Below are 20,839 nucleotides of genomic sequence, written 5' to 3'. Positions count from 1 at the left end.
GCAACATTACGTCCCCGCCGTGACTACCGCATACTCATCTGGTGGGGAGGCGGCTCGCTCCAGTCCTGTTCGCGGCGTTTGGTGTCGCCGGCCGACTGGCTTAGTCAGGCACAATAATGAGCTTGCCCCGCTTGGCGAATCTGGTTTGTTCGAGTTGCGTAAGGGCTGAGATTGCTTGCGATAGTGGCACCGTTTGGGCGATGGGTAGCCGCAGCACCCCTGCGCCGGCGGCTCGCGCGACGGCCTCGATATCGGTTGTGACTGCCTTGGCGATCACGACGTGGAATGGGCCCGGCAGGGCGCTCCTGACCATGTTCGCTGGACTCGGCTTGACGCTGATGATACGACCGTTGGGCGTCAACATCTTTCGGGAGTCTCTGACCGGTAACGTGCCGGCGGTGTCCAGGACGACATCGAATCGGCGGGTGAGGGGGATGGGATCGAAGTCGAAGTCGACGATCGGATCGATACCGAGTTCGCGTGCCTCGTCCGCCGAGCCGGCCCGGCAGCTTCCCGCCACGGCCGCCCCGTGTGCCAACGCGAGTTGCACCGCCGAGCGACCCACTCCCCCAAGGCATCCGTGCACGAACACCGACTCGCCACGCTGCAGCTTCCCTTGGTTGAACAGGGCTTGGTAGGCGGTCAAACCGACAGTGGGAACGGCGGCCGCCGCCTCGAACGTCAAGGCAGCGGGCTTCCTGACGACACCCTTCTCTTCGGCGACGACCACGTCAGCGAACGCGCCTGACCACTTGATCGGCGGCCCCCCGAGCACTTCGTCGCCCACCCGCACCCGAGTCACGTCGTCGCCGACTGCCTCGACGATGCCGGCGAAGTCGTAACCCATCCCACGTGGGAAGGTTCGGCCGGTCACCATCTTCATCGCGCCGTTTCGGATTACGAAGTCCATCGGGTTAGCAGCGGCCGCGCGCACCCGGACGAGAACATCGTCGGCGCCGAGTTTCCTGGGCTCGAAGCCTTCGAGCCGCATGACGTCCGGTCCACCGTAGCGGTGGTACTGAATTCGCTTCATCGTGTGCATGTGAGTTCTCCGATCAGTGGTGTCGTGGTCAACGGGATAGGGGCACTGCCAGAACAGATTCGAGGAATGCCCGCGTTCTGTGATGCAGCGGAGCCGCGTTGAAGTGAGCAGACCCGTGGTCGCCGCCGACGATCTCCACCAGGTCCGCCCGGACCCCCACGGCTGTGAGTGCGCGATGCAGGCGCCGGCTCTGCTCGATGCCGACGCGACGATCCCTGTCCCCGTGGGCGATCAGGAAGGGTGGCGCGCCGGGACGCGCCAGGCGGCACAGGTTTCCCCGCTCAACCACCTGCGGCCGGCTGGATGGCACGAATCCGAAGAAGCGCGCCAGTGTGCTGTCGGGACCGTGCATTCGTTCGATGGCGTCGGGGTGTGCGTCTTCATCGTGTTTGAGGAAATCGGTGGGCCCGTGGTGCTCCACGACAGCAGTCAGACCACAGGACACCTCCGAGTAGGGTTCGGTGCTGCTCACCAGGTCGCTGTTGTCTCCGGCGAGCGCAACGGCGCTGATGAGATACGCGCCTGCGCTGGAACCGAAGCCCACGATGCGCTCAGAATCCAAGCTGTAGCGATCGGCGTTGATCCGCACCCAGCGCACGGCCGCAGCGACATCTTGGATGGCCGCAGGAAAGACGGCCTCGCCACTGAGCCGGTACTGGACCGACACCACCGCCAGCCCAGCCTCGAGCAGAAACCGCCATGGGCCCATTTGCTTGCTGCCGGTGAAAAAGCCTCCCGGATGTGCGTACACGACCACGGGAACCGGTGTGGCCGCGGGATGGTGCGGGATGTGCAGATCCATGGTGAGTTGCCGAAATCCGATGCGAGTGGCGTACGGGCGATCCAGATGACTCGCTACCCCGGGGAAGACTTCGACCGGCGCCAGAGTGTCGAATTCGGGCCGGAGCACCGCCGAAAGCATTTCGTCAGGGATATCGACTGGCATGCCAGGAATGTGCAAGGGGTGACTCCTCTCGAAATACGCTGCAGTAGAGGCTACTTCCGTCTCAGGGCCCATCCGGCGCGGTCTCGACGAGGACGCCCCGGTCGCGAGTGCGTACTGGCCGTAGGCTGCGCGAAGATCCTTCATTCCGATTCCTGTCTGCGCAGAAGGTGGTATCCCGCCGATTTCACGGCACCAGGTGTCATCACACTACACCAAACCGGCACTTGGTGTCATCACTACATCTTCGCGCTTTAGAATGCGGGCATGAGTCGGTGGGAACCCAACGCGGCCGAGCGATTGGGAGCCGCGGCGGTGGAATTGTTCGCCGAGCGCGGATATGAGGACGTCACGGTCGTCGAGATCGCTGAGCGCGCGGGATTGACCAAACGGACGTTCTTTCGTCACTTCGCCGACAAACGCGAGATTCTATTCCGCGGCCAGGATGCCTACCGCGGCATGTTCGCCGACGCCATCGCCGGTGCGCCCGCCGCGGCCGGCCCCATGGAAGCGATCGGGGCCGCACTGACCGCGTTCGCCGCCGGCTTCACAGACGACCGCCGCGAATTCGTGGCCAAACGTCAAGCCGTCATCGACGCCAATCCCGAACTCAAAGAGCGAGACCTGCTCAAAGCCGCCGCCCTGACAACGGCGATAGCAGACGCGCTGGTCGCGCGCGGGGTAAAACCGCCTGTCGCGAACCTGGCCGCCAACTTCGGCGCACTCGCCCTCGGCGATGCCTTCCAGAGCTGGCTGCAACCCGGAAATCGGAAATCCATGACCGCGCTTGTCCAGCGAGCCCTCCGAGACCTCGACACCGCAATCCAAGCGCTGCGCAAAGGGCCTTGACGGTACTAGCGCGGCGAATTCAACCGAGTTTCACCGTGCCGGGTACAGCTAGGCGGCGGCGGGCGTCCCGATCTGACCGCCATCAGCCCGTAATCTCCGGCGGATAGGGAAGATCCGTGCTGCTGTGCGGGTCGACATGCACCGGGCGACCGAGATAGGGGAAAGCTCGCTGCGGACACGCGGGCCGGTCGCATATCTTGCAGCCCGCGCCGATCGGCACGATCGATTCGGCGTTGGTCGGATCGATTCCGACGGAGTAGATGAGCTTCTCGGCATGGGCGACGTCGCAGCCCAGCCCGATGGCGAAGGTCTTGTCCGGACCGAGATAACGGCTCGGCTCGCTCGTCGTGGTCCTGGCGATCCAGAAATACGTCCGCTCATCGGGCATCTGTGCGACTTGCGTCAGGAACTGCCCGGGCCGGGAAAACGCGTGATGCACCACCCACAGAGGGCAGTTTCCGCCGACGCGGGAAAAGTGAAATGCCGTGGCGGATTGGCGTTTTGAAATGTTTCCCGCGCTGTCGGTACGAACGAAGATGAACGGCACACCGCGGGCGCTGGGGCGTTGCAGGGTGGACAGCCGGTGGCAGATGGTTTCGAAGCCCACCTCGAATCGTCTTGCCAGCTGGTCGATGTCATAGCGGACACTTTCGGCGGCATCGAGGAATCTCTGGTAGGGCAACAGCAGCGCGCCGGCGAAATAGTTGGCCAGACCGATGCGGGCCACGCCGCGCGCATCGTCACTGAGCTGATCGTCGCCGGCGATGATCCCGGTAATCAATCTCTCCTGGGTGAGCAGAGCGATCTGGGTGGCGAGCTGAAAGGCCCGCTGGCCGGGATGAAGCCACCTGGCCAAATACACGGTCTTCGAATCGGGCGCAAACAGGCGCTTGGAGTTGGGATCCAACGTTTGACCGTCGTCGATCACCACCGTGACGCCCAGCCTGGCGGCGAGCAGCTCCGCGAGCCGGCCGTCGAGACCGCCGATGCGCAAACCGTTTTCGTTGAACATGTCTTCCGCGGCGGTGTCCAGTTCGCCGATGAAGAAGTCGCGGACCTCTTCGAACGGCATTGGCTGCTGGGCTATTCCCGACATGTCGACATTGGCGCGACTGTGCAGCGCTTCGAGGTCGGCGGTGGTGTCGTGCAGCCGCCGATGCAGATTGACCAGCGTCTGGCCGACCGCGGGCATGCGGGCGACGAGCTCCTCGACTTGCGCGGGCGTGGCAGACGCATCGGCAAGGACTTCACGCAGGTCCGACACCAAGCGAGCGTCCGACTCCGGCGCGAAGTAATGCGCGGGTAAGTCGAACCGATCGGTGAGGGTGAGCAGGACCGGGACGGTGATCGGACGCTGATCGTTTTCCAGTTGATTGACGTAGCTGGTCGACAACCCCAGGACGCGCGCCAGCGCCACCTGGGTCAACCCCTGCTCCTCGCGCAAACGCCGTAACCGTGCGCCGGCGAACGTCTTCGCCACCCGCCACACAGTACGCCCCGCCTTTACGCAAGATTCGCAAAACGTCGCGGTCAAGGACACATGATTTCGCTTTTACAGGGCATTTACCCCGGTAGCCGCGTCTGCGTATGGTGCGAGTTATGCGGATTCACGACGTTCGAACCCGGCGCAGCGCCGACGACTTCCCCCGCGAGGAGCACCTGGCCTGGAAGTTGGCCGAGGTCGCGGCCGACCCGGTCGCCGTGCCCGCGGATACCGAGGCGATGGTGATTAACCGGATCATCGACAACGCCGCGGTATCAGCCGCGTCGATCACCCGTCGCCCAGTGGCCGCCGCCCGCGCCCAGGCGCGGGCGCACCCGTCCAAGGGCGCCAAAGTCTTCGGGATCGAGGGCGACTACTCACCGGAGTGGGCGGCCTGGGCCAACGGAGTCGCCGTGCGCGAACTGGACTTCCACGACACCTTCCTGGCCGCCGAGTACTCCCACCCGGGCGACAACATCCCCCCGCTGGTCGCGGTGGCCCAGCACCTCGGGATCAGCGGAGCCGACCTGATCCGCGGCATCGCCACCGGCTACGAGGTCCAGATCGATCTGGCCAAGGGAATCTGCTTGCACGAGCACAAGATCGATCACGTCGCTCATTTGGGCCCGTCGGTGGCCGCGGGCCTGGGCGCCATGCTGCGTCTCGACAAGGAGACCGTCTACCAGGCCATCGGTCAGGCACTGCACTTGACCACGTCCACCCGGCAGTCACGCAAGGGCCTGATCTCCAGCTGGAAGGCCTACGCGCCGGCCTGGGCCGGCAAGGTCGCCATCGAAGCCGTCGACCGCGCCATGCGCGGCGAGGCGGCGCCCGCCCCCATCTGGGAGGGCGAGGACGGGGTGATCGCGTGGCTGCTCTCGGGGCCCGACCACACGTATCGGGTCCCGCTCCCCGAACCCGGTGAGCCGAAGCGCGCGATCCTGGACAGCTACACCAAGGAGCATTCCGCCGAATACCAGAGTCAGGCGCTGATCGACCTCGCCCGCCGGATGCGCGAGAGTATCGGCGATCTGGAGCAGGTCGCGACGATCGTGCTGCACACCAGCCATCACACCCACTACGTGATCGGCACCGGAGCGGGCGACCCGCAGAAGTTCGACCCGGATGCCTCCCGCGAAACGCTGGACCATTCGGTGATGTACATCTTCGCGGTCGCGCTGCAGGACGGAACCTGGCATCACGAAAGGTCTTACGCGCCGCAGCGAGCCCACCGGCCCGACACCATCGAGCTGTGGCGCAAGGTCTCGACGATCGAGGATCCCGAATGGACCCGGCGCTACCACTCCACGGACCCCGCGGAGAAGGCGTTCGGCGCGCGCGCCGAAGTCACCCTGAAAAACGGTGAGGTCATCGTCGACGAGATCGCCGTCGCCGACGCGCACCCGCTGGGGGCCCGGCCGTTCGGCCGCAAGCAGTACATCGGAAAGTTCAAAGAACTGGCCGAGGGCATCGTCAGCGACACCGAGCAGCAGCGGTTCCTCTCAGCGGCCGAGGCCCTGCCGGACCTGCAGGCGAGCGCGTTGGCCGCGCTCAACATCACGGTCGATCCGGTGGTGCTGGACAACGCGCCCAAAATCTCTCGGGGAATCTTCTGATGAGCGGGCCGATCGGTGGCGCCCTCCCGGCGGCGACGAAACGGGCGCGCTTCCGTGCCGCGTTGAAAGCCGGCCGCCTGCAACGGTTCCCAGGAGCCTTCTCACCGCTGGTGGCCAAGCAGATTGGCGAGTTCGGGTTCGACGGGGTGTACGTGTCGGGGGCAGCGTTGTCGGCCGACCTCGGTCTGCCCGACATCGGCCTGACCACCCTGACCGAAGTCAGCGCCCGCGGCGCACAGATCGCCTCCGTCACCGACCTGCCCACCCTGATCGATGCCGACACCGGCTTCGGTGAGCCGATGAACGCGGCGCGCACCGTGACCGTGCTGGAGGACGCCGGGCTGGCCGGTTGCCATTTGGAGGATCAGGAAAACCCGAAGCGGTGCGGGCATCTCGACGGCAAGGCCGTGGTGCCGACAGACGAGATGATCAAACGCCTGACGGCCGCCGTCGCCGCGCGGCGGGACCCGAATTTCATCATCTGCGCTCGCACCGACGCCGTTGGGATCGAAGGAATCCCCGCGGCGATCGACCGAGCCAAGGCCTATGCCGATGCGGGCGCCGACCTGATCTTCACCGAAGCGCTGCGCACCCCAGCGGAATTCGCCCAGTTCCGCGCCGCGGTGGACACGCCATTGCTGGCCAACATGACCGAGTTCGGCAAGTCGGAGCTCCTGAGCGCCCGGCAGCTGTCCGACCTCGGCTACAACGTGGTGATCTACCCCGTGACCACGCTGCGGTTGGCGATGCACGCCGTCGAGGCCGGCCTTCGTGAGATCGCAGACGCGGGAACGCAATCCGGACTCGTAGCCCGCATGCAACACCGCAGCCGCCTTTACGAGCTGCTGCGCTACGCCGATTACAACCGATTCGATTCCGATATCTACAACTTCGCGCAAGGAGCCGTGCGATGAGCGCCGTCGAAGACAGCCAACCCCGCATCTACAAGGGCCTGGCCGGTGTCGTCGTCGACACCACCGCCATCTCCAAGGTCGTCCCGGAGACCAACTCCCTGACCTATCGTGGCTACGCGGTGCAGGACCTGGCGGCGAAGTGCAGCTTTGAGCAGGTCGCCTACTTGCTGTGGCACGGCGAGCTTCCCGACGACCAACAGCTCGCGCTGTTCTCCCAGCGAGAACGCGCGTCGCGCCGGCTGAACCGATCCCAGCTGTCGCTGTTGGCCAAGTTGCCCGAGACCTGCCACCCGATGGACGTGGTGCGCACCTTCATCAGTTCGATGGGTGCCGAGGACCCGGACGAGGACGACAGCAGCCCGACGGCCAACCATGCCAAGGCGATGCGGATGTTCGCGGCACTGCCCACCATCGTCGCCGCCGACATGCGCCGCCGGCGCGGCCTGGACCCCATCGCCCCGCACAGCCACATGAACTACGCGCAGAACTTCCTGCACATGTGCTTCGGTGATGTGCCCGAGCAGGTGGTGGTGGACGCCTTCGAGCAGTCGATGATCCTCTACGCCGAGCACAGCTTCAACGCGTCGACCTTCGCCGCCCGGGTGGTGACGTCCACTCAGTCCGATATCTACAGTGCGGTCACCGCGGCTATCGGCGCGCTCAAGGGCCCGCTGCACGGGGGCGCCAACGAGGCCGTCATGCGCGACATGCTCGACATCGGCACCGCCGACAAGGCCGCAGAATGGCTGCGGGGCAAGCTGGATCGCAAAGACAAGATCATGGGCTTCGGTCACCGGGTGTACAAAAACGGTGACTCGCGGGTGCCCACCATGAAGGAGGCCCTCAACCGGGTCGCCGCGGCGCGGGGCGGGCAGAAGTGGCTCGACATCTACGAAATCCTGGAGGCGCGCATGGCCGAGGTCAACGGCATCAAGCCCAACCTGGACTTCCCGACCGGGCCCGCCTACTACCTGATGGGCTTCGACATCGGCATCTTCACGCCGATCTTCGTGATGAGCCGCATTACCGGCTGGACGGCGCACATCATGGAGCAGACCGCGTCCAACGCGTTGATCCGTCCGCTGAGCGAGTATGTCGGACCCGCGCAACGCGCTCTATCGTAAAGACCGTGTTTGCGAAGGTACTTGTCGCCAATCGCGGGGAGATCGCGATCCGCGCGTTCCGCGCTGCCTATGAGCTGGAGATCGGCACGGTCGCCGTCTACCCCTACGAGGACCGCAATTCCGTGCATCGGCTGAAGGCCGACGAGTCCTACCAGATCGGTGAGGAGGGCCACCCGGTCCGCGCTTACCTGTCGGTCGACGACATCGTCGCAACGGCACAGGCGTGCGGGGCGGATGCGATTTACCCCGGCTACGGCTTCTTGTCGGAGAATCCCGACTTGGCGGCGGCGTGCGCGGCGGCGGGAATCACCTTCGTCGGTCCGAGCGCGGAGGTGCTCGAGCTGACGGGCAACAAGTCGCGGGCGATCGCGGCGGCGCGGGAGGCGGGCCTTCCGGTGCTGGCTTCCTCGGCACCCTCGACGTCGGTGGATGAGTTACTGGCGGCCGCCGATACGATGACGTTTCCGTTGTTCGTCAAGGCGGTCGCCGGCGGCGGCGGACGCGGGATGCGCCGGGTGATCGACGCCTCGTCGCTGCCGGAGGCGATCGAGGCGGCCAGCCGAGAAGCCGAGTCCGCGTTCGGGGATGCCTCGGTGTTTCTCGAGCAGGCGGTGATCAATCCGCGCCACATCGAGGTACAGATCCTGGCCGACACCCAGGGCAACGTCATGCACCTCTACGAGCGGGACTGCAGCGTGCAGCGCCGGCACCAGAAGGTCGTCGAGATCGCGCCGGCACCCAACCTCGACCCTGAACTGCGCCAACAGATCTGCGCGGACGCGGTGGCTTTCGCACGCAGCATCGGCTATACGTGTGCCGGCACCGTGGAGTTCCTGCTCGATGAACGCGGCAATCACGTGTTCATCGAGATGAATCCCCGCATCCAGGTGGAGCACACGGTCACCGAGGAGATCACCGATGTCGACCTGGTGTCGGCGCAGCTGCGGATCGCCGGCGGGCAGAGCCTGAAAGACATTGGTCTGAGCCAGGATTCGGTCGTTCCACACGGCGCGGCGCTGCAGTGCCGGATCACCACCGAGGATCCGGCGAACGGCTTCCGCCCGGACACCGGCCGGATCACCGCCTACCGCACCCCGGGCGGCGCGGGCATCCGGTTGGACGGCGGCACGACGCTCGGCGCCGACATCAGCGCCCACTTTGACTCGATGCTGATCAAGCTCACGTGCCGGGGCCGCGACTTCGCGACCGCGGTGCGCCGGGCGCGACGGGCGGTCGCGGAGTTCCGGATCCGGGGCGTCTCGACGAATATCCCGTTCCTGCAAGCGGTTCTGGATGACCCGGACTTTCAGGCCGGCCGCATCACGACGTCGTTCATCGAGGAGCGCCCGCAGCTGCTGACCGCCCGCAGCTCCGCCGACCGCGGCACCAAGATTCTCAACTACCTGGCCGACGTGACCGTCAACAAGCCACACGGTGAGCGTCCATCCGCGGTGTACCCGCACGACAAGCTGCCCGACATCGACCTTTCGGTCGAGCCCCCGGCCGGCTCCAAGCAGCAGTTGGCCGAGCTCGGGCCGGAGCGCTTCGCGGCCTGGCTGCGCGAGTCGCGCGGCGTGGGCGTCACCGATACCACGTTCCGCGACGCGCACCAATCCCTGCTCGCAACCCGGGTCCGCACCAGCGGCCTGATCAAGGTGGCGCCCTACATCGCCCGGACCACACCGCAACTGCTGTCGATCGAATGCTGGGGAGGCGCGACTTACGATGTGGCGCTGCGGTTCCTGAAGGAAGACCCGTGGGACCGGCTGGCAACGCTACGCGAGGCCTTGCCCAACATCTGCCTGCAGATGCTGCTGCGCGGGCGCAACACCGTTGGTTACACGCCCTATCCGGAGACGGTCACGACGGCGTTCGTCGAAGAAGCGACGGCGACGGGCATCGACATCTTCCGGATCTTCGATGCGCTGAACAACGTCGACTCGATGCGACCCGCCATCGACGCCGTGCGGGAAACCGGTGCGGCGGTGGCCGAGGTGGCGATGTCCTACACCGGTGATCTCAGTGATCCGGCCGAAAAGCTGTATACCCTCGACTATTACCTGAAGCTGGCCGAACAGATCGTCGACGCGGGCGCCCACGTGCTGGCGATCAAGGACATGGCCGGCCTGCTGCGCGCGCCGGCGGCGACGACGCTGGTCTCGGCGCTCAAGTCCCGATTCGACCTGCCGGTGCACGTGCATACCCACGACACCCCGGGTGGGCAGCTGGCGACCTATGTGGCGGCCTGGCAGGCTGGGGCCGACGCCGTCGACGGCGCCGCGGCCCCGCTCGCGGGCACCACCAGCCAGCCCGCGCTGTCGTCGATCGTGGCCGCCGCGGCCAACACCGCCTACGACACCGGGCTGTCGCTGCCGGCGGTGTGTGATCTGGAGCCGTATTGGGAGGCACTTCGAAAGGTGTACGCGCCCTTTGAATCCGGGCTCCCCGCCCCGACGGGACGCGTCTATCACCACGAGATTCCGGGCGGCCAGCTGTCGAACCTGCGCCAGCAAGCCATTGCGCTGGGGCTCGGTGACCGGTTCGAGGACATCGAAAACGCCTACGCCGGAGCCGATGCCATCCTCGGACACCTGGTCAAGGTCACCCCCTCGAGCAAGGTCGTCGGCGACCTGGCGCTGGCGCTGGTGGGCGCGGGCGTGAGCGCGCAAGATTTCGCCGACGACCCCGCACGGTACGACATCCCGGATTCCGTGATCGGTTTCCTGCGCGGAGAACTCGGTGACCCACCGGGCGGGTGGCCCGAGCCGTTGCGCACCAAGGCTTTAGCGGGGCGCGGTCCGGCCAAGCCCGAGCAGGCGCTGTCGGCCGACGACGAGAAGGCGTTGGCGACCCCGGGCGTCGCGCGGCAGGCGGCGCTGAACCGGCTCCTGTTCCCCGGGCCCACCAAGGAACTCGAGGACCATCGCGAACAGTACGGGGACACCTCTGGCCTGAGCGCCAACCAGTTCTTCTACGGATTGCGACACGGGGATGAACACCGGGTCGAGCTGGAGCGCGGTGTCGAGCTGCTGATCGGCCTGGAGGCCGTCTCGGATGCCGACGAACGCGGCATGCGCACCGTGATGTGCATCCTCAACGGTCAGCTACGGCCCGTCGTGGTGCGTGATCGCAGCATCGCCTCGGACGTGCCGGCCGCCGAGAAGGCCGATCGGGCCAACCCGGATCACGTCGCAGCGCCCTTTGCCGGCGTCGTGACCGTGACGGCCGACGTCGGCGAGGAAGTCGAAGCCGGCCAAACGATCGCGACCATCGAGGCGATGAAGATGGAGGCCGCCGTCACCACCCCGAAGGCCGGGAAGGTCGCACGCATCGCGGTCTCGCAGACCGCACAGGTGGAGGGTGGCGACCTGTTGATGGTGATCGACTAACTAAGGCCGTTGATCAGGGCCGCTCGCGCCAGCGTCTGCTCCGCCTGCTTCACGTGCGCGGCGTCCACGAGGACGCCGTTTACGCCGACCGCGCCGCGGCCCTTGGCCTCGGCTTCGCGGTAGGCGGCGACATTGCCTTGCGCCCTCGCGATTTCGTCGGCCGTCGGCGCATAGACCTCGTTGGCGACGGCAACCTGATCGGGGTGGATGGCCCACTTGCCGGTGTAGCCGAGCAACGACGCGCGTCGCGCGTCGCGCGCGTAGCCCGCAAGGTCACGGTAGTCGGGATACGGCGCGTCGATCGCGTCGATGCCGGCGATGCGCGCGGACACGATCACCTTGTTGCGCGCGTAAGCCCAGAACTCGCCGGGGTATTCACCGAGCGGCGCGAAGTTGGTGTCCACCCGGGCGCCCTGGGACAACGAGAAATCGCCCACGCCGAAGATCAGGGCGTCCAGGCGTGGGCTGGCCGCCGCGATCTCTTCGGCGTTGGCCAGGCCCTCCACCTCCTCGATGAGAACTTCGAGCCGAATGCGGTGATCCAGGCCGAGTTTCGCTTCCAGCTGGGTGAGCAGCACGTCCACCCACCACACGTCGCGGGCCCGGCGGGCCTTCGGGATGATGATCGTGTCGAGGTTCTGGCCGGCCTTGGTCACCACGTCGACGACGTCGTCGTGACACCACTGGGTGTCCAGGCCGTTGATCCGGATGGCGCGGGCGGTGCGGCCCCAGTCGATGTCGTTGAGCGCGGCGATCGCCTTGGCGCGCGACATTTCCTTGAACGCCACCGGAACCGCGTCCTCGAGGTCGAGGAACACCAAATCGGCGCCGCACCGAGCGCCCTTGTCGAACATGTCGTCGTTGCTTGCGGGCACCGCGAGTTCGGAGCGACGGAGCAGATCGGTCACTGGTGGAGTTTCCTTCTTCTCACAGCACGCCGCGGGCGCGCAGGTCGTCGATGTCGTTGGGAGTCAGGCCGAGTAGCTCGCCGTAGACTTCGGCGTTGTGCTCGCCGAGGCGGGGGCCGAGATGGCCGACCGTGCCGGACGCCGACGAGAAACGCGGGACCGGCGCCTGCACCGTCATCGCCCCGAGCTCTGCGTCGTCGACGGAGATGAACACTTCGCGATGCGCCAGCTGCTCGTCGGCGATCAGGTCGTTGACGCCGTAGACCGGGGCCGCGGCCACCTCGTGGGCGTCAAAGACCTCCATCGCCTCCGAAAGTGTCTTCACCGCAACCCAATCGGCCACCACGGTGTCCACCTCGCGCGCCCGCGCGAGGCGCCGCTGCGGGTCGCAGAAGTCGGGGTCGTTCACCAGATCGTCTCGCCCTATCGCCCGGAACACGCGCAGCGCCAGGGCCGGTGAGCTTCCCGACATGGCCAGCCACTTGTCGTCGACGGTGCGATAGGTGTTGCGGGGCGCCGAAATATCCCACCGATTACCGGAGCGCTCGGGCACCAGGCCCAACTGGTCGTACCCCAGCAGCGTCTGTTCCAGCAGCCGGGCGAGCGGGTCGATGAGGTTGACGTCGATCAGCTGTCCCGGTCCGCCGTGCACGTCGCGGTGATACAGCGCCATCATCACCGCGTAAGCGGCATTCAGTGAGGCGACGCCGTCGGCCAACATGAAGGGCGGCAGCGTGGGTGGGCCGCCGGCCTGGCCGGTGATGTGCGCGAATCCGCTCATCGCCTCCCCCAGCGTGCCGAACCCCGGGCGCTCGCTCTTGGGTCCGGTCAACCCGTAACCCGTGATGTGCAGCATCACGATCCGGTCGTTGACCGCCCGCAGGTTCTCGTAGTCCAGGCCCCACTTGCGCAGCGTCTGCGGACGGGTGTTGAAGATGACGACGTCCGCGTGCTCCACCAGGCGGCGCACCAGCGCCTGGCCTTCGGCGCAGCGCAGGTCCAGCGTGATCGCCCGCTTGTTGCGCGACAACGACTTCCACATCAACCCGACCCCGTCGCGCTGATTGCCCCACCCGCGGATCGGGTCGCCTTGCCTCGGTTGCTCAACCTTGATCACGTCGGCGCCGAACTCGCCCAGATAAGTGGCCACCAACGGCGCGGCGGCCAGGGTGGCCACGTCGAGAACCCGCAGCCCGTCAAGCATTGGCACCGGCGGCAACCCTCGTGTTCGACGGGCGTTGCAGCCCGAGGTGTTCCCGCAAGGTCGACGATTCGTACTCGGTGCGGAACAGGCCCCGGCGTTGCAGCTCCGGAACCACCAACCGCACCACGTCTTCGAATGCACCGGGCAGATGCGTTGCCGCTAAAACGAATCCGTCGCAGGCACCGGTTTCGAACCAGTGCGCCATCTGGTCGGCGACCTGCTGGCCGGTGCCGACGAAACGCGGTCCCTGCAGCAGGGTCGCGCGATGATTGGTAAGGTCGCGCAACGTGACCGTATCCCCACCGATGTGGGTACGCAGGTTCTGCACCAGCCCGCGGATGCCGGAGACCGAGGCGAGCAATTCGTCGGTGACAGGATCGTCGAGATCGTGCCGCGCGAAGTCGTAATTCATCAACTCCGACAAGAGGGTCAACGATGCCATGGGATGGACCAGATCATCGAGGAGCATGGCCTCGCGCTCCTTGGCGTGGGCTTCCGACTCGCCGACGACGGCGTAGGCCATGGGGCAGATGCGGACTGTGGCGGGATCGCGGCCTGCGTCGGCAATGCGGTCCTTCTGATCCGCGTAGTGGCCGCGTGCGACGTCGATGCCCGGATCGCCGGTGAAGATCAATTCCGCCCACCGCGAAGCGAATTCGCGGCCCCGGCCCGACGATCCGGCCTGAATGATGACCGGTCGGCCCTGCGGTGTGCGCGGCACCGTCAACGGGCCGCGCGCGGAGAAGAACTCGCCGATGTGCCCGAGCTCGTGCACCTTCGCGGGATTCGCGTAGCACCCGGACGCCCGGTCGTGCAGGATGGCGTCGTCTTCCCAGGTGTCCCACAAGCCGGTGACGACGTCCATGAATTCGTCGGCGCGATCGTAACGTTCGTCGTGGCCGAGGTGGGCGTCGACGCCGAAGTTCTGCGCTTCGCTGTCGTTGACCGAGGTGACCACGTTCCAGGCGGCCCGGCCGCCCGAAAGGTGATCCAGCGAGGCGAATGTCCTTGCGACGTGGAACGGCTGGTAATAGGTCGTCGAGTAGGTGGCGCCCAGCCCGATCTTCGAGGTGGCTTGCGCGAGCACCCCGAGGATCACGCTGAGGTCGAGCTTGACCGGCCGGGCGCCGTAGCGCACCGCTTCGTCCACCGATCCGCCGTAGACCCCCGGCATCGCCAGGCGATCGTCGAAGAACATCAGGTCGAAGCAGCCCTCTTCGAGCTGCCGGCCGATTTTGGCGTAGTAGGAGGCGTCGAGGTATCCGTGCTCGGTTGCGGGGTGCCGCCACGAGCCCGCGTAGACGGAAGTGCTGCCGGCCTGCATGAAGGCGACGAGGGCCATTTTGTCGGTGCGCATTCTTGAAACGTAACATCTGATATTTCAGATATCAAACGTTGCGTTTGGTATTCTGCGCAGGTGGCAGGCATCGACATTTCCGGAACTGTCCGCGAACGCGCCGCGCGCGAGCTGCGCGACCGGATTCTCACCGGCACCCTGGCCGCTGGATCACGGGTCGACCTCGACGCCATCACCGAGGAATTCGCGACCAGCCGCACGCCGGTGCGAGAGGCGCTGCTGGAGCTGTCCTTCGAGGGGCTCGTTCAAGTCGCGCCGCGCAGCGGTGTGACGGTGCTCGGCATCAGCCCGGACGACGTGCTGGACAGCTTCACCATTCTCGGGGTGTTGACCGGGCAGGCCGCGGCGTGGGCTGCCGGGCGGATCGAGCCGCAGGAGCTCGCTACGCTCCGCGAACTCGCGGCCGACGTCGTCGCGCGGTCCGGCGACGACAGCATCGGCGAGGCCAATTGGCATTTCCACCAGATGATTCACCGTGCCGCGCATTCGCCGCGGCTGTTGACCCAGATCAAGCAGGCCGTCCGGGTGGTGCCGAGCAATTTCCTCACCTTGTTCCCCGAGCACGAGAAGCACTCACTCGACGAACACCAAGAGTTGCTGGACGCGCTCGGTGACAAAGACGCCGAGCGGGCCCGCATCATCGCGGAACGACACGTGCTCGACGCCGGCCGTTCGCTGGCCGATTGGCTGGAGCAGCGCCGCTAGGCCTTCCGACACGCAACCACGAGACTTAAACCAGGGCTACGCCTTTCGGCGTGTCGTATGCATGGTTTAAGTGTCGGGGACCGCAGGCCCCCGCCGGCAACGGCGACGAGCGGCTCGAGCAGGACGCGTTCAAATCAGTGCGGGCAAGACTCGGTCCGTCAGCAACTGCACCGACTTCCACGCTTCGTCGACCGGCATGCCGCCGACCAAGGGGTGCATGACGAGCGGGCCGTAATTCTGCGCGGCGCGCACCTCCGCGATCAGCTGATCGGGGGTGAGGAAACGGTATCGTCCCGATGCCCGGACCTGGTCCAGGGTTTGGACACCGGGCAAGTGCATGAGCGAACGCTGATCGGTCGACCATCGACCGTAAGTGACTGCCTCCCAGAGGATATGCTCGCCCAGCTCCGCCCAAGCCCGATCCGGATCCTCGTGCAGGTAGATCATTCCGCGGTTGACCGGTCCCGGCATGAGGATGCATGGCGACATGCCGGTCTCGGCGCACAGCTCGCGGTAGTAATCGGCGATGTCGGGCAGATGGTCCGCCAGACTGAGCGGCAGCCGGAACCGTGCCGCACGGCGCGCAGTGGCGCGGGCGCCGCCACCGACGTACAGCGGCGGATGCGGGCGTGACCAGGTGCCGGTGCCGGCCCAAATGGCCAACATCCGTTCGACCAGGGCGTCCATCAGCTTGCCGCGCTGGCTGAAATTCACGCCAAGCTCGTCGTATTCAATCGCGCGATATCCGAGTCCCACGGTCGTGTGCAGGCGGCCGCGGCTCATGTTGTCGACCAGCGCGATGTCCTCGGCGAGCCGCACCGGGTTCCACAGCGGGCCCAGCGCGCAATCGACGCTGGCGATCAGCCTCGAGGTCCGGGCCAAGAACATCGCCGCGGCCATGATCGGATTGCAACTCCACCCGTGGCCTGTCGCATGATGCTCGTCGACGCTGATGGAGGTGATGCCGCGGGACCCCCCCATTGCGCGAGCTCGAGCGCCGCGGACAAGAGTTCCCCCTGCGTGCGTGGATCACCTTGCGGGGAGGCGAAGTTGAAGCGCAGCACCGTCAAAAGCATTTTGGCCCGCCTCGCTACACTTTCGGCCCGGCCGCCGCCTGCAGGAAGGCCGGAAAGTCCGGGAACAGTGCGCGGTCGACGATCTCGATGCGGGTGCCCGCCGCATCGAGGTAGTAGGCGAAGAGCGCTAGATCCGGCGGAGCGGTGTCGGCAGTCGCCTCAAAACTGAATCCGTTGTCCTCCAACATCTTTGCGCTCTCGACCAAGTTGTCGGTCCAGTAGCCGAGGTGATGGATCGAGTTGCCGGGTGCCGCCGTCCACGCCGTCCCGGGCACCTCCTGGATCAGTTCGACGTGCGGAGCCTGCAGCGAATAGACGAAAGTCGACGTCACCTCTTGAATCCCGGCCGTCGTGCGAAACGGCAAGGTGTAGCTCACCGGGGCGATCCAGCGATAGCCGGCCAGCGCGGCCAGCCGTGACATCGCCGCGCCGAGGTCCGGCACGATGATGCCGGTGTGGTAGAAGTCCTCGGGCCGTAGCGCGAATGCCGTCATGCGTTCCTCGCTATCTGGTTGCGGAGCCAGGCAGTTTCCCAGAAGTTCGTGCTACCGGCCAGCAGTTTTTCATGAGCCTGCCGCAGCACGTCACGGACCCCCGGATGGTCCGCGGGGACGAGCTGTGCAAGGTGGATGGCCTGCAACGCCCGATCGGCGGCCAGGTGCGCCCGGGCTCGATCCACCAGCGCTTCCGCGCCGGCGAGCTCGACGACGTCGGCGGCGACGGAATCGAATCCGACGGGGTACAGCTCGGTGGTCGATTCGTGGTGGAACCAGCCCGAGTAGTTCTCCCAGACGGCCCGCACATCCCACGCGACTTTGCCGTAGCCCTGGCCCACTTCGCATTCCGCGGGCAGGGCGATCTCGCGCATCAAGGTGCGGACGTCTTTGCCGGCGTTCATCCCCGCGACAGTCTCATCGTGGATGTATTGAAGCGCGTCGCGCAGCCGCTGCAACTCGGCGTCGATACGCTCGGCACCCCTGACCGGCTCGAAGTGACCGGTCACCAGGACCTCGGCCCGCAGCTCGCGGACCCTCTCCACCGATGCGATGGCCGTCAACGCGTCGCGGTAGCGGTCGCCGCGCATGGTGACGAGATTGGGAATGTGACCGATCAGCGGTCCGAAGGTGTTCCCACACAGACAGATTCGTTCCTCGGGAAGCCAGACCACCAGCGAGTCGGTGGTTTCGCCGCCGGACACGGATATCAACTCCATCCGCCGGCCCCCGACCTCCAAGCAGAGGGTGTCCTCGAAGTCGATGTCGACGACGGGCACGCTCTGACCGGCCAGCCGTGTGGTGCCCAGGCGCCGCTGGATGGCCTGGACACCGCTGGCCAGGGTGTCTTTGAAGGCGAAGGCGCTGCGGTTGGCCCGGTAGGCGATCAGCCGATCGTTGTCGTCTCGCCAGGACTTCCAATTCGCCTGCGCCACAACGGCTGTCTCGGGATCCCGTACGCTGTCCAGGCCACCGACATGATCCACATGGCCCTGCGTGAAGATGATGTAGCGCACCGGTGACGAGTCCACGGCATCGAAATTGGCCCGGTGCACCGGCCCCTCGAAGCCCATGCCGGTGTTGACGATCACCCGCCCCTCGGTGGTCGTGAGCAGATACGAGTTGGACAAGCCCGGCGAGCACCACAATCCCGGTGCAATCTCTTCGGCCTTCTCGGCCGAAGCCGGTCGCATCGCGTCGGCGCCCGGCCTACTCCGATAGACAGGTTCTGACACGCGGGTGGCTCCTTTATTCGGGACGGACGTCGAACTTGTCGAAGTAGAAGCCGAAGCGGCCGCGGAGTTCGTCGGCGGAGGTGCCAAAGTGCCGCTCGAGTTCGTAACGGATGCGGCCGTGTTTCCCGCGCGGATTGCCGTCCAGGTACCGCTGAAAGCCCTGTCGCACCTTGGGCGGTAAGTCGACGCCCGCGCGCTGGTAAAGCCGCTCGAGCACCGGCATTTCGTTGCCGTTCAACTGATGGAAGTCGATGTCAATGCTGCTCTCGGGTGCCACCAGGTCGCGGTCACGCACGCATGCGGTGAGCAGCCTGTGCACGCGGTCGCTCCAATAGTCCAACAGCCACTGCGGATCAATGCTGCTACGGCGCAACCGATCCGAGTACGCCATCATGGTGATGGTCGACTTGATCACCGAAACGGGGTCGCGGTGCGTGAAAGCCACTGTCGCATCGGGGAAAGTCGCCAGCAGCGGACCGAGCTGCTCGCAGTGCTGTGGACTCTTGAGCACCCATGTTCGCGGGCCGCGCAGAAAGGTCAGCGCCTGCAGCACCTTCTTCATGTAGGCATAGTGCCGGGTTTGATCGAGACCCAGATAGTAATCGCGCCAGTCGGGCACTCGCGCATGCCATTCCAGTACGTATGCGGCCAGATCGAGATCAAGAAGCTCCACCTCCTCTTCGATCGCCTCGGGGAACCGATCATGCATCGCGGCCACCACCGGCGCACTCGCCATCAACGCATCGTGTTCTGACTTGGCACGCGTATAGCGGGGATCGACGCCGAAGATGTCGGGGCCCCGCCCGCGGGCGGGAATGGGATCCTGGCTCTCCCAATACGGCAGGGCCCGCCGCCGTGGGTCGGCGGCGATGAGGTTCACCAGATGCGTGGTGCCCGAACGCGGCATCCCGACGACGATGAAGGGCCTTTCGATCGGGATGGATTCGATCTCGGGATAGCGCTGGACGAGCTCGGTGAGTGACAACCGGTTGCGCAGCAGGCGCACGATACGTTGGCGCAGCGATCCGCGGGTGAGCCGGCGCAGTCCTTCGTCGGCCTCGATCGCCGCGACGTGCACCCGCAGGCGGTCGGCGAAGCCGTCGGTGTCGTCGAGGTCGGCGGCTGCAGTTGTCAGGCCCGCCTGCCCGATGGCCTCGGCGAGCATCCGGTCGATGTCGAGGTCGACGGGCCGAGCTTCGGTGAACTCGAGGATCTGGCGCTGGACGTCGGTCAGCCGGGGCGCGGTCAAGTCGGCGAAGTCGATGTCGTCCACCGCAGAACCCACCGGGACCCCTCTTCGACGCGTCGGGTGATCTGACTCAGACGCTAGACGCGGTGAAGATGCATCGTGCATCCACCTCGGCGGTCGCGCTACAGGTTGGCCAGATCGTCGGGAACGTCGATCTTGTGCTCTTGCAGCGCCTCGAGCGGCACCACCTCGAGGGTGCTCTCGTGCGTCGCCGCCAGCACCACCGGCGCGGCACAACCGTCGTGGTGAGCCCGTAGCCAGTTCAGCGCGGTCACGCACCAGCGGTCACCCGGCAGCAGGCCGGGGAACCGATACTCGGGAACCGGGGTCAACAGGTCGTTGCCGATGGAACGCTGATGCTCCAGAAACTCGGCGGTCATCACCGCGCAGATGGTGTGCCGCCCGAGGTCCTGAGGGCCGGTCGAGCAACAGCCGTCGCGGTAGAAGCCGGTCAGCGGGTCTGCGCCGCACGGTTCCAGCGGACCGCCTAACACGTTTCTATCGGGCACCCGTTCAGTATTGCGCGCCCGGGCGTGAAGTTTGAAGCAATTCCACCGACCCGATTGACTGGTTTCCGATGCCGGATGGCGCCGCCCGCCGGTTTGGACGCCCGGCCACCGGGCGTGTTAACTCGAATCGATGTCGACACCGCCGAACCAACCCCCGAATGCGCCCGGTGAGCCACCCTGGGGATGGCAGCCGCCCGGTTACGGGCCGCAGCCGAATCCGCACCACCCACCGCCGCCGGGATATCGGCCCCCGCAGGCGTATCCGGGATACGCCGGCTACCCGGGTTATGTCGACCCGCAGGCGCCCTATGGCCGCGATCAAACTACCGGGCTACCGCTGTCGGATAAGTCCGCCACAACCGCCGGCTTGCTACAGCTGTTCTTCGGCTTGTTCGGGGTCGGCCGCTTCTACATCGACTCGACTCAGATCGCGGTGGCGCAGTTGTGCCTCGGCCTGTTCGGAGTTCTCTTCAGCCTGTTCTGTTTTGTCGGTCTGCCAGTTCTGCTCGGCGGCATCGTTTGGGCCATCGTCGACGCGATCTTGATGCTCACCGGCAACGTCAAAGACAACCACGGTCGCAAGCTGCGTTAGGCGTCCGACGCTTTGCCGTCCTTATCGATTGCCGGACAACGCATTTGGTATAGGTCGGGGCAGCATTTTATCGTCATCGGCAGGCATGACGGTGTGGCTCGCCGATTGCCGATGGTCACGGATTGGTCACGATGACGCGCGGGTCCATCG

General features: G+C 66.0%; 17 protein-coding genes and 1 pseudogene. 7 read left to right on the top strand and 11 right to left on the bottom strand.

Translation table 11 applies throughout. The annotated features are described in order from the left end of the window. Positions 1-100 precede the first annotated feature (100 nt). Positions 101-1,042 carry an NADP-dependent oxidoreductase gene (locus tag AC5Y7E_RS02550; RefSeq protein WP_499947329.1) on the bottom strand — a complete coding sequence of 314 codons (942 nt, stop codon included), beginning with the start codon at positions 1,040-1,042 and terminating at the stop codon, positions 101-103. A 28-nt stretch (positions 1,043-1,070) separates the two neighbouring features. Further along, positions 1,071-1,988, bottom strand: coding sequence for an alpha/beta hydrolase fold domain-containing protein (locus AC5Y7E_RS02545; RefSeq protein WP_499947328.1), 918 nt, complete (start codon positions 1,986-1,988; stop codon positions 1,071-1,073). 264 nt (positions 1,989-2,252) lie between these two features. Here AC5Y7E_RS02545 and AC5Y7E_RS02540 point away from each other — a divergent pair, with 264 nt between their 5' ends. After that, positions 2,253-2,834: a TetR/AcrR family transcriptional regulator gene (locus AC5Y7E_RS02540; RefSeq protein ID WP_499947327.1), complete on the top strand. Its 582-nt coding sequence runs from the start codon at positions 2,253-2,255 to the stop codon at positions 2,832-2,834. An 82-nt stretch (positions 2,835-2,916) separates the two neighbouring features. Here AC5Y7E_RS02540 and AC5Y7E_RS02535 read toward each other — a convergent pair whose 3' ends face one another. After that, a complete protein-coding gene (locus AC5Y7E_RS02535) occupies positions 2,917-4,314 on the bottom strand; it encodes a short-chain fatty acyl-CoA regulator family protein (protein WP_499947326.1) in 1,398 nt (465 codons plus the stop codon). Between the two features lie 119 nt (positions 4,315-4,433). Here AC5Y7E_RS02535 and prpD point away from each other — a divergent pair, with 119 nt between their 5' ends. From prpD to AC5Y7E_RS02515, 4 genes are read left to right on the top strand one after another with little or no spacing between them, the layout of a single operon-like run. Then, positions 4,434-5,933 carry a 2-methylcitrate dehydratase PrpD gene (gene prpD, locus AC5Y7E_RS02530; protein WP_499947325.1) on the top strand — a complete coding sequence of 500 codons (1,500 nt, stop codon included), beginning with the start codon at positions 4,434-4,436 and terminating at the stop codon, positions 5,931-5,933. Further along, positions 5,933-6,847: a methylisocitrate lyase gene (prpB, locus tag AC5Y7E_RS02525; RefSeq protein ID WP_499947324.1), complete on the top strand. Its 915-nt coding sequence runs from the start codon at positions 5,933-5,935 to the stop codon at positions 6,845-6,847. The genes prpD and prpB overlap by 1 nt, the downstream gene beginning before the upstream one ends. Beyond that, on the top strand, positions 6,844-7,971 hold the full coding sequence (locus AC5Y7E_RS02520) for a bifunctional 2-methylcitrate synthase/citrate synthase (protein WP_499947323.1): 1,128 nt from the start codon (positions 6,844-6,846) through the stop codon (positions 7,969-7,971). The genes prpB and AC5Y7E_RS02520 overlap by 4 nt, the downstream gene beginning before the upstream one ends. Before the next feature lie 5 nt (positions 7,972-7,976). After that, the gene (locus AC5Y7E_RS02515) at positions 7,977-11,360 is read left to right on the top strand and encodes a pyruvate carboxylase (protein WP_499947322.1); all 3,384 of its coding nucleotides are present in this window, start codon (positions 7,977-7,979) and stop codon (positions 11,358-11,360) included. Here the strand turns inward: AC5Y7E_RS02515 and AC5Y7E_RS02510 are convergent. The 3 genes from AC5Y7E_RS02510 to AC5Y7E_RS02500 are packed head-to-tail and all read right to left on the bottom strand — an operon-like array spanning position 11,357 to position 14,829. After that, positions 11,357-12,268 carry an HpcH/HpaI aldolase/citrate lyase family protein gene (locus tag AC5Y7E_RS02510; protein ID WP_499947321.1) on the bottom strand — a complete coding sequence of 304 codons (912 nt, stop codon included), beginning with the start codon at positions 12,266-12,268 and terminating at the stop codon, positions 11,357-11,359. The two genes, AC5Y7E_RS02515 and AC5Y7E_RS02510, sit on opposite strands and share 4 nt — an antisense overlap. Positions 12,269-12,287: 19 nt before the next feature. After that, on the bottom strand, positions 12,288-13,472 hold the full coding sequence (locus AC5Y7E_RS02505) for a CaiB/BaiF CoA transferase family protein (RefSeq protein WP_499947563.1): 1,185 nt from the start codon (positions 13,470-13,472) through the stop codon (positions 12,288-12,290). Further along, positions 13,465-14,829 (bottom strand): LLM class flavin-dependent oxidoreductase, encoded by a 1,365-nt coding sequence (locus AC5Y7E_RS02500; protein ID WP_499947320.1) that lies wholly within the window; start codon positions 14,827-14,829, stop codon positions 13,465-13,467. The genes AC5Y7E_RS02505 and AC5Y7E_RS02500 overlap by 8 nt, the downstream gene beginning before the upstream one ends. A gap of 60 nt (positions 14,830-14,889) precedes the next feature. On the opposite strand from AC5Y7E_RS02500, the gene AC5Y7E_RS02495 reads away from it, so the two are divergent. Beyond that, positions 14,890-15,534, top strand: coding sequence for a GntR family transcriptional regulator (locus tag AC5Y7E_RS02495; RefSeq protein ID WP_499917200.1), 645 nt, complete (start codon positions 14,890-14,892; stop codon positions 15,532-15,534). A gap of 129 nt (positions 15,535-15,663) precedes the next feature. Here the strand turns inward: AC5Y7E_RS02495 and AC5Y7E_RS02490 are convergent. The 5 genes and pseudogenes from AC5Y7E_RS02490 to AC5Y7E_RS02470 form a co-directional block, all read right to left on the bottom strand. Then, positions 15,664-16,610: pseudogene (locus AC5Y7E_RS02490) on the bottom strand (LLM class flavin-dependent oxidoreductase). Positions 16,611-16,624: 14 nt separating this feature from the next. Beyond that, a complete protein-coding gene (locus tag AC5Y7E_RS02485; protein ID WP_499947319.1) occupies positions 16,625-17,104 on the bottom strand; it encodes a VOC family protein in 480 nt (159 codons plus the stop codon). After that, entirely contained in the window at positions 17,101-18,339 is a 1,239-nt protein-coding gene (locus tag AC5Y7E_RS02480) for an MBL fold metallo-hydrolase (RefSeq protein WP_499947318.1), read from the bottom strand. Before AC5Y7E_RS02480 ends, AC5Y7E_RS02485 begins: the two co-directional genes overlap by 4 nt. Before the next feature lie 13 nt (positions 18,340-18,352). Then, a complete protein-coding gene (locus tag AC5Y7E_RS02475; protein WP_499947317.1) occupies positions 18,353-19,624 on the bottom strand; it encodes a sulfotransferase family protein in 1,272 nt (423 codons plus the stop codon). An 86-nt stretch (positions 19,625-19,710) separates the two neighbouring features. Continuing rightward, a complete protein-coding gene (locus tag AC5Y7E_RS02470; protein WP_499917205.1) occupies positions 19,711-20,097 on the bottom strand; it encodes a DUF2237 family protein in 387 nt (128 codons plus the stop codon). Between the two features lie 130 nt (positions 20,098-20,227). On the opposite strand from AC5Y7E_RS02470, the gene AC5Y7E_RS02465 reads away from it, so the two are divergent. Then, positions 20,228-20,689: a TM2 domain-containing protein gene (locus AC5Y7E_RS02465; protein WP_499947316.1), complete on the top strand. Its 462-nt coding sequence runs from the start codon at positions 20,228-20,230 to the stop codon at positions 20,687-20,689. Positions 20,690-20,839: the final 150 nt, after the last annotated feature.

The organism is Mycobacterium sp. NGS17 (assembly GCF_059813205.1).
The sequence above is the reverse complement of the archived record's forward strand: the minus strand, read 5'-3'. Positions and strand labels throughout refer to the sequence as shown.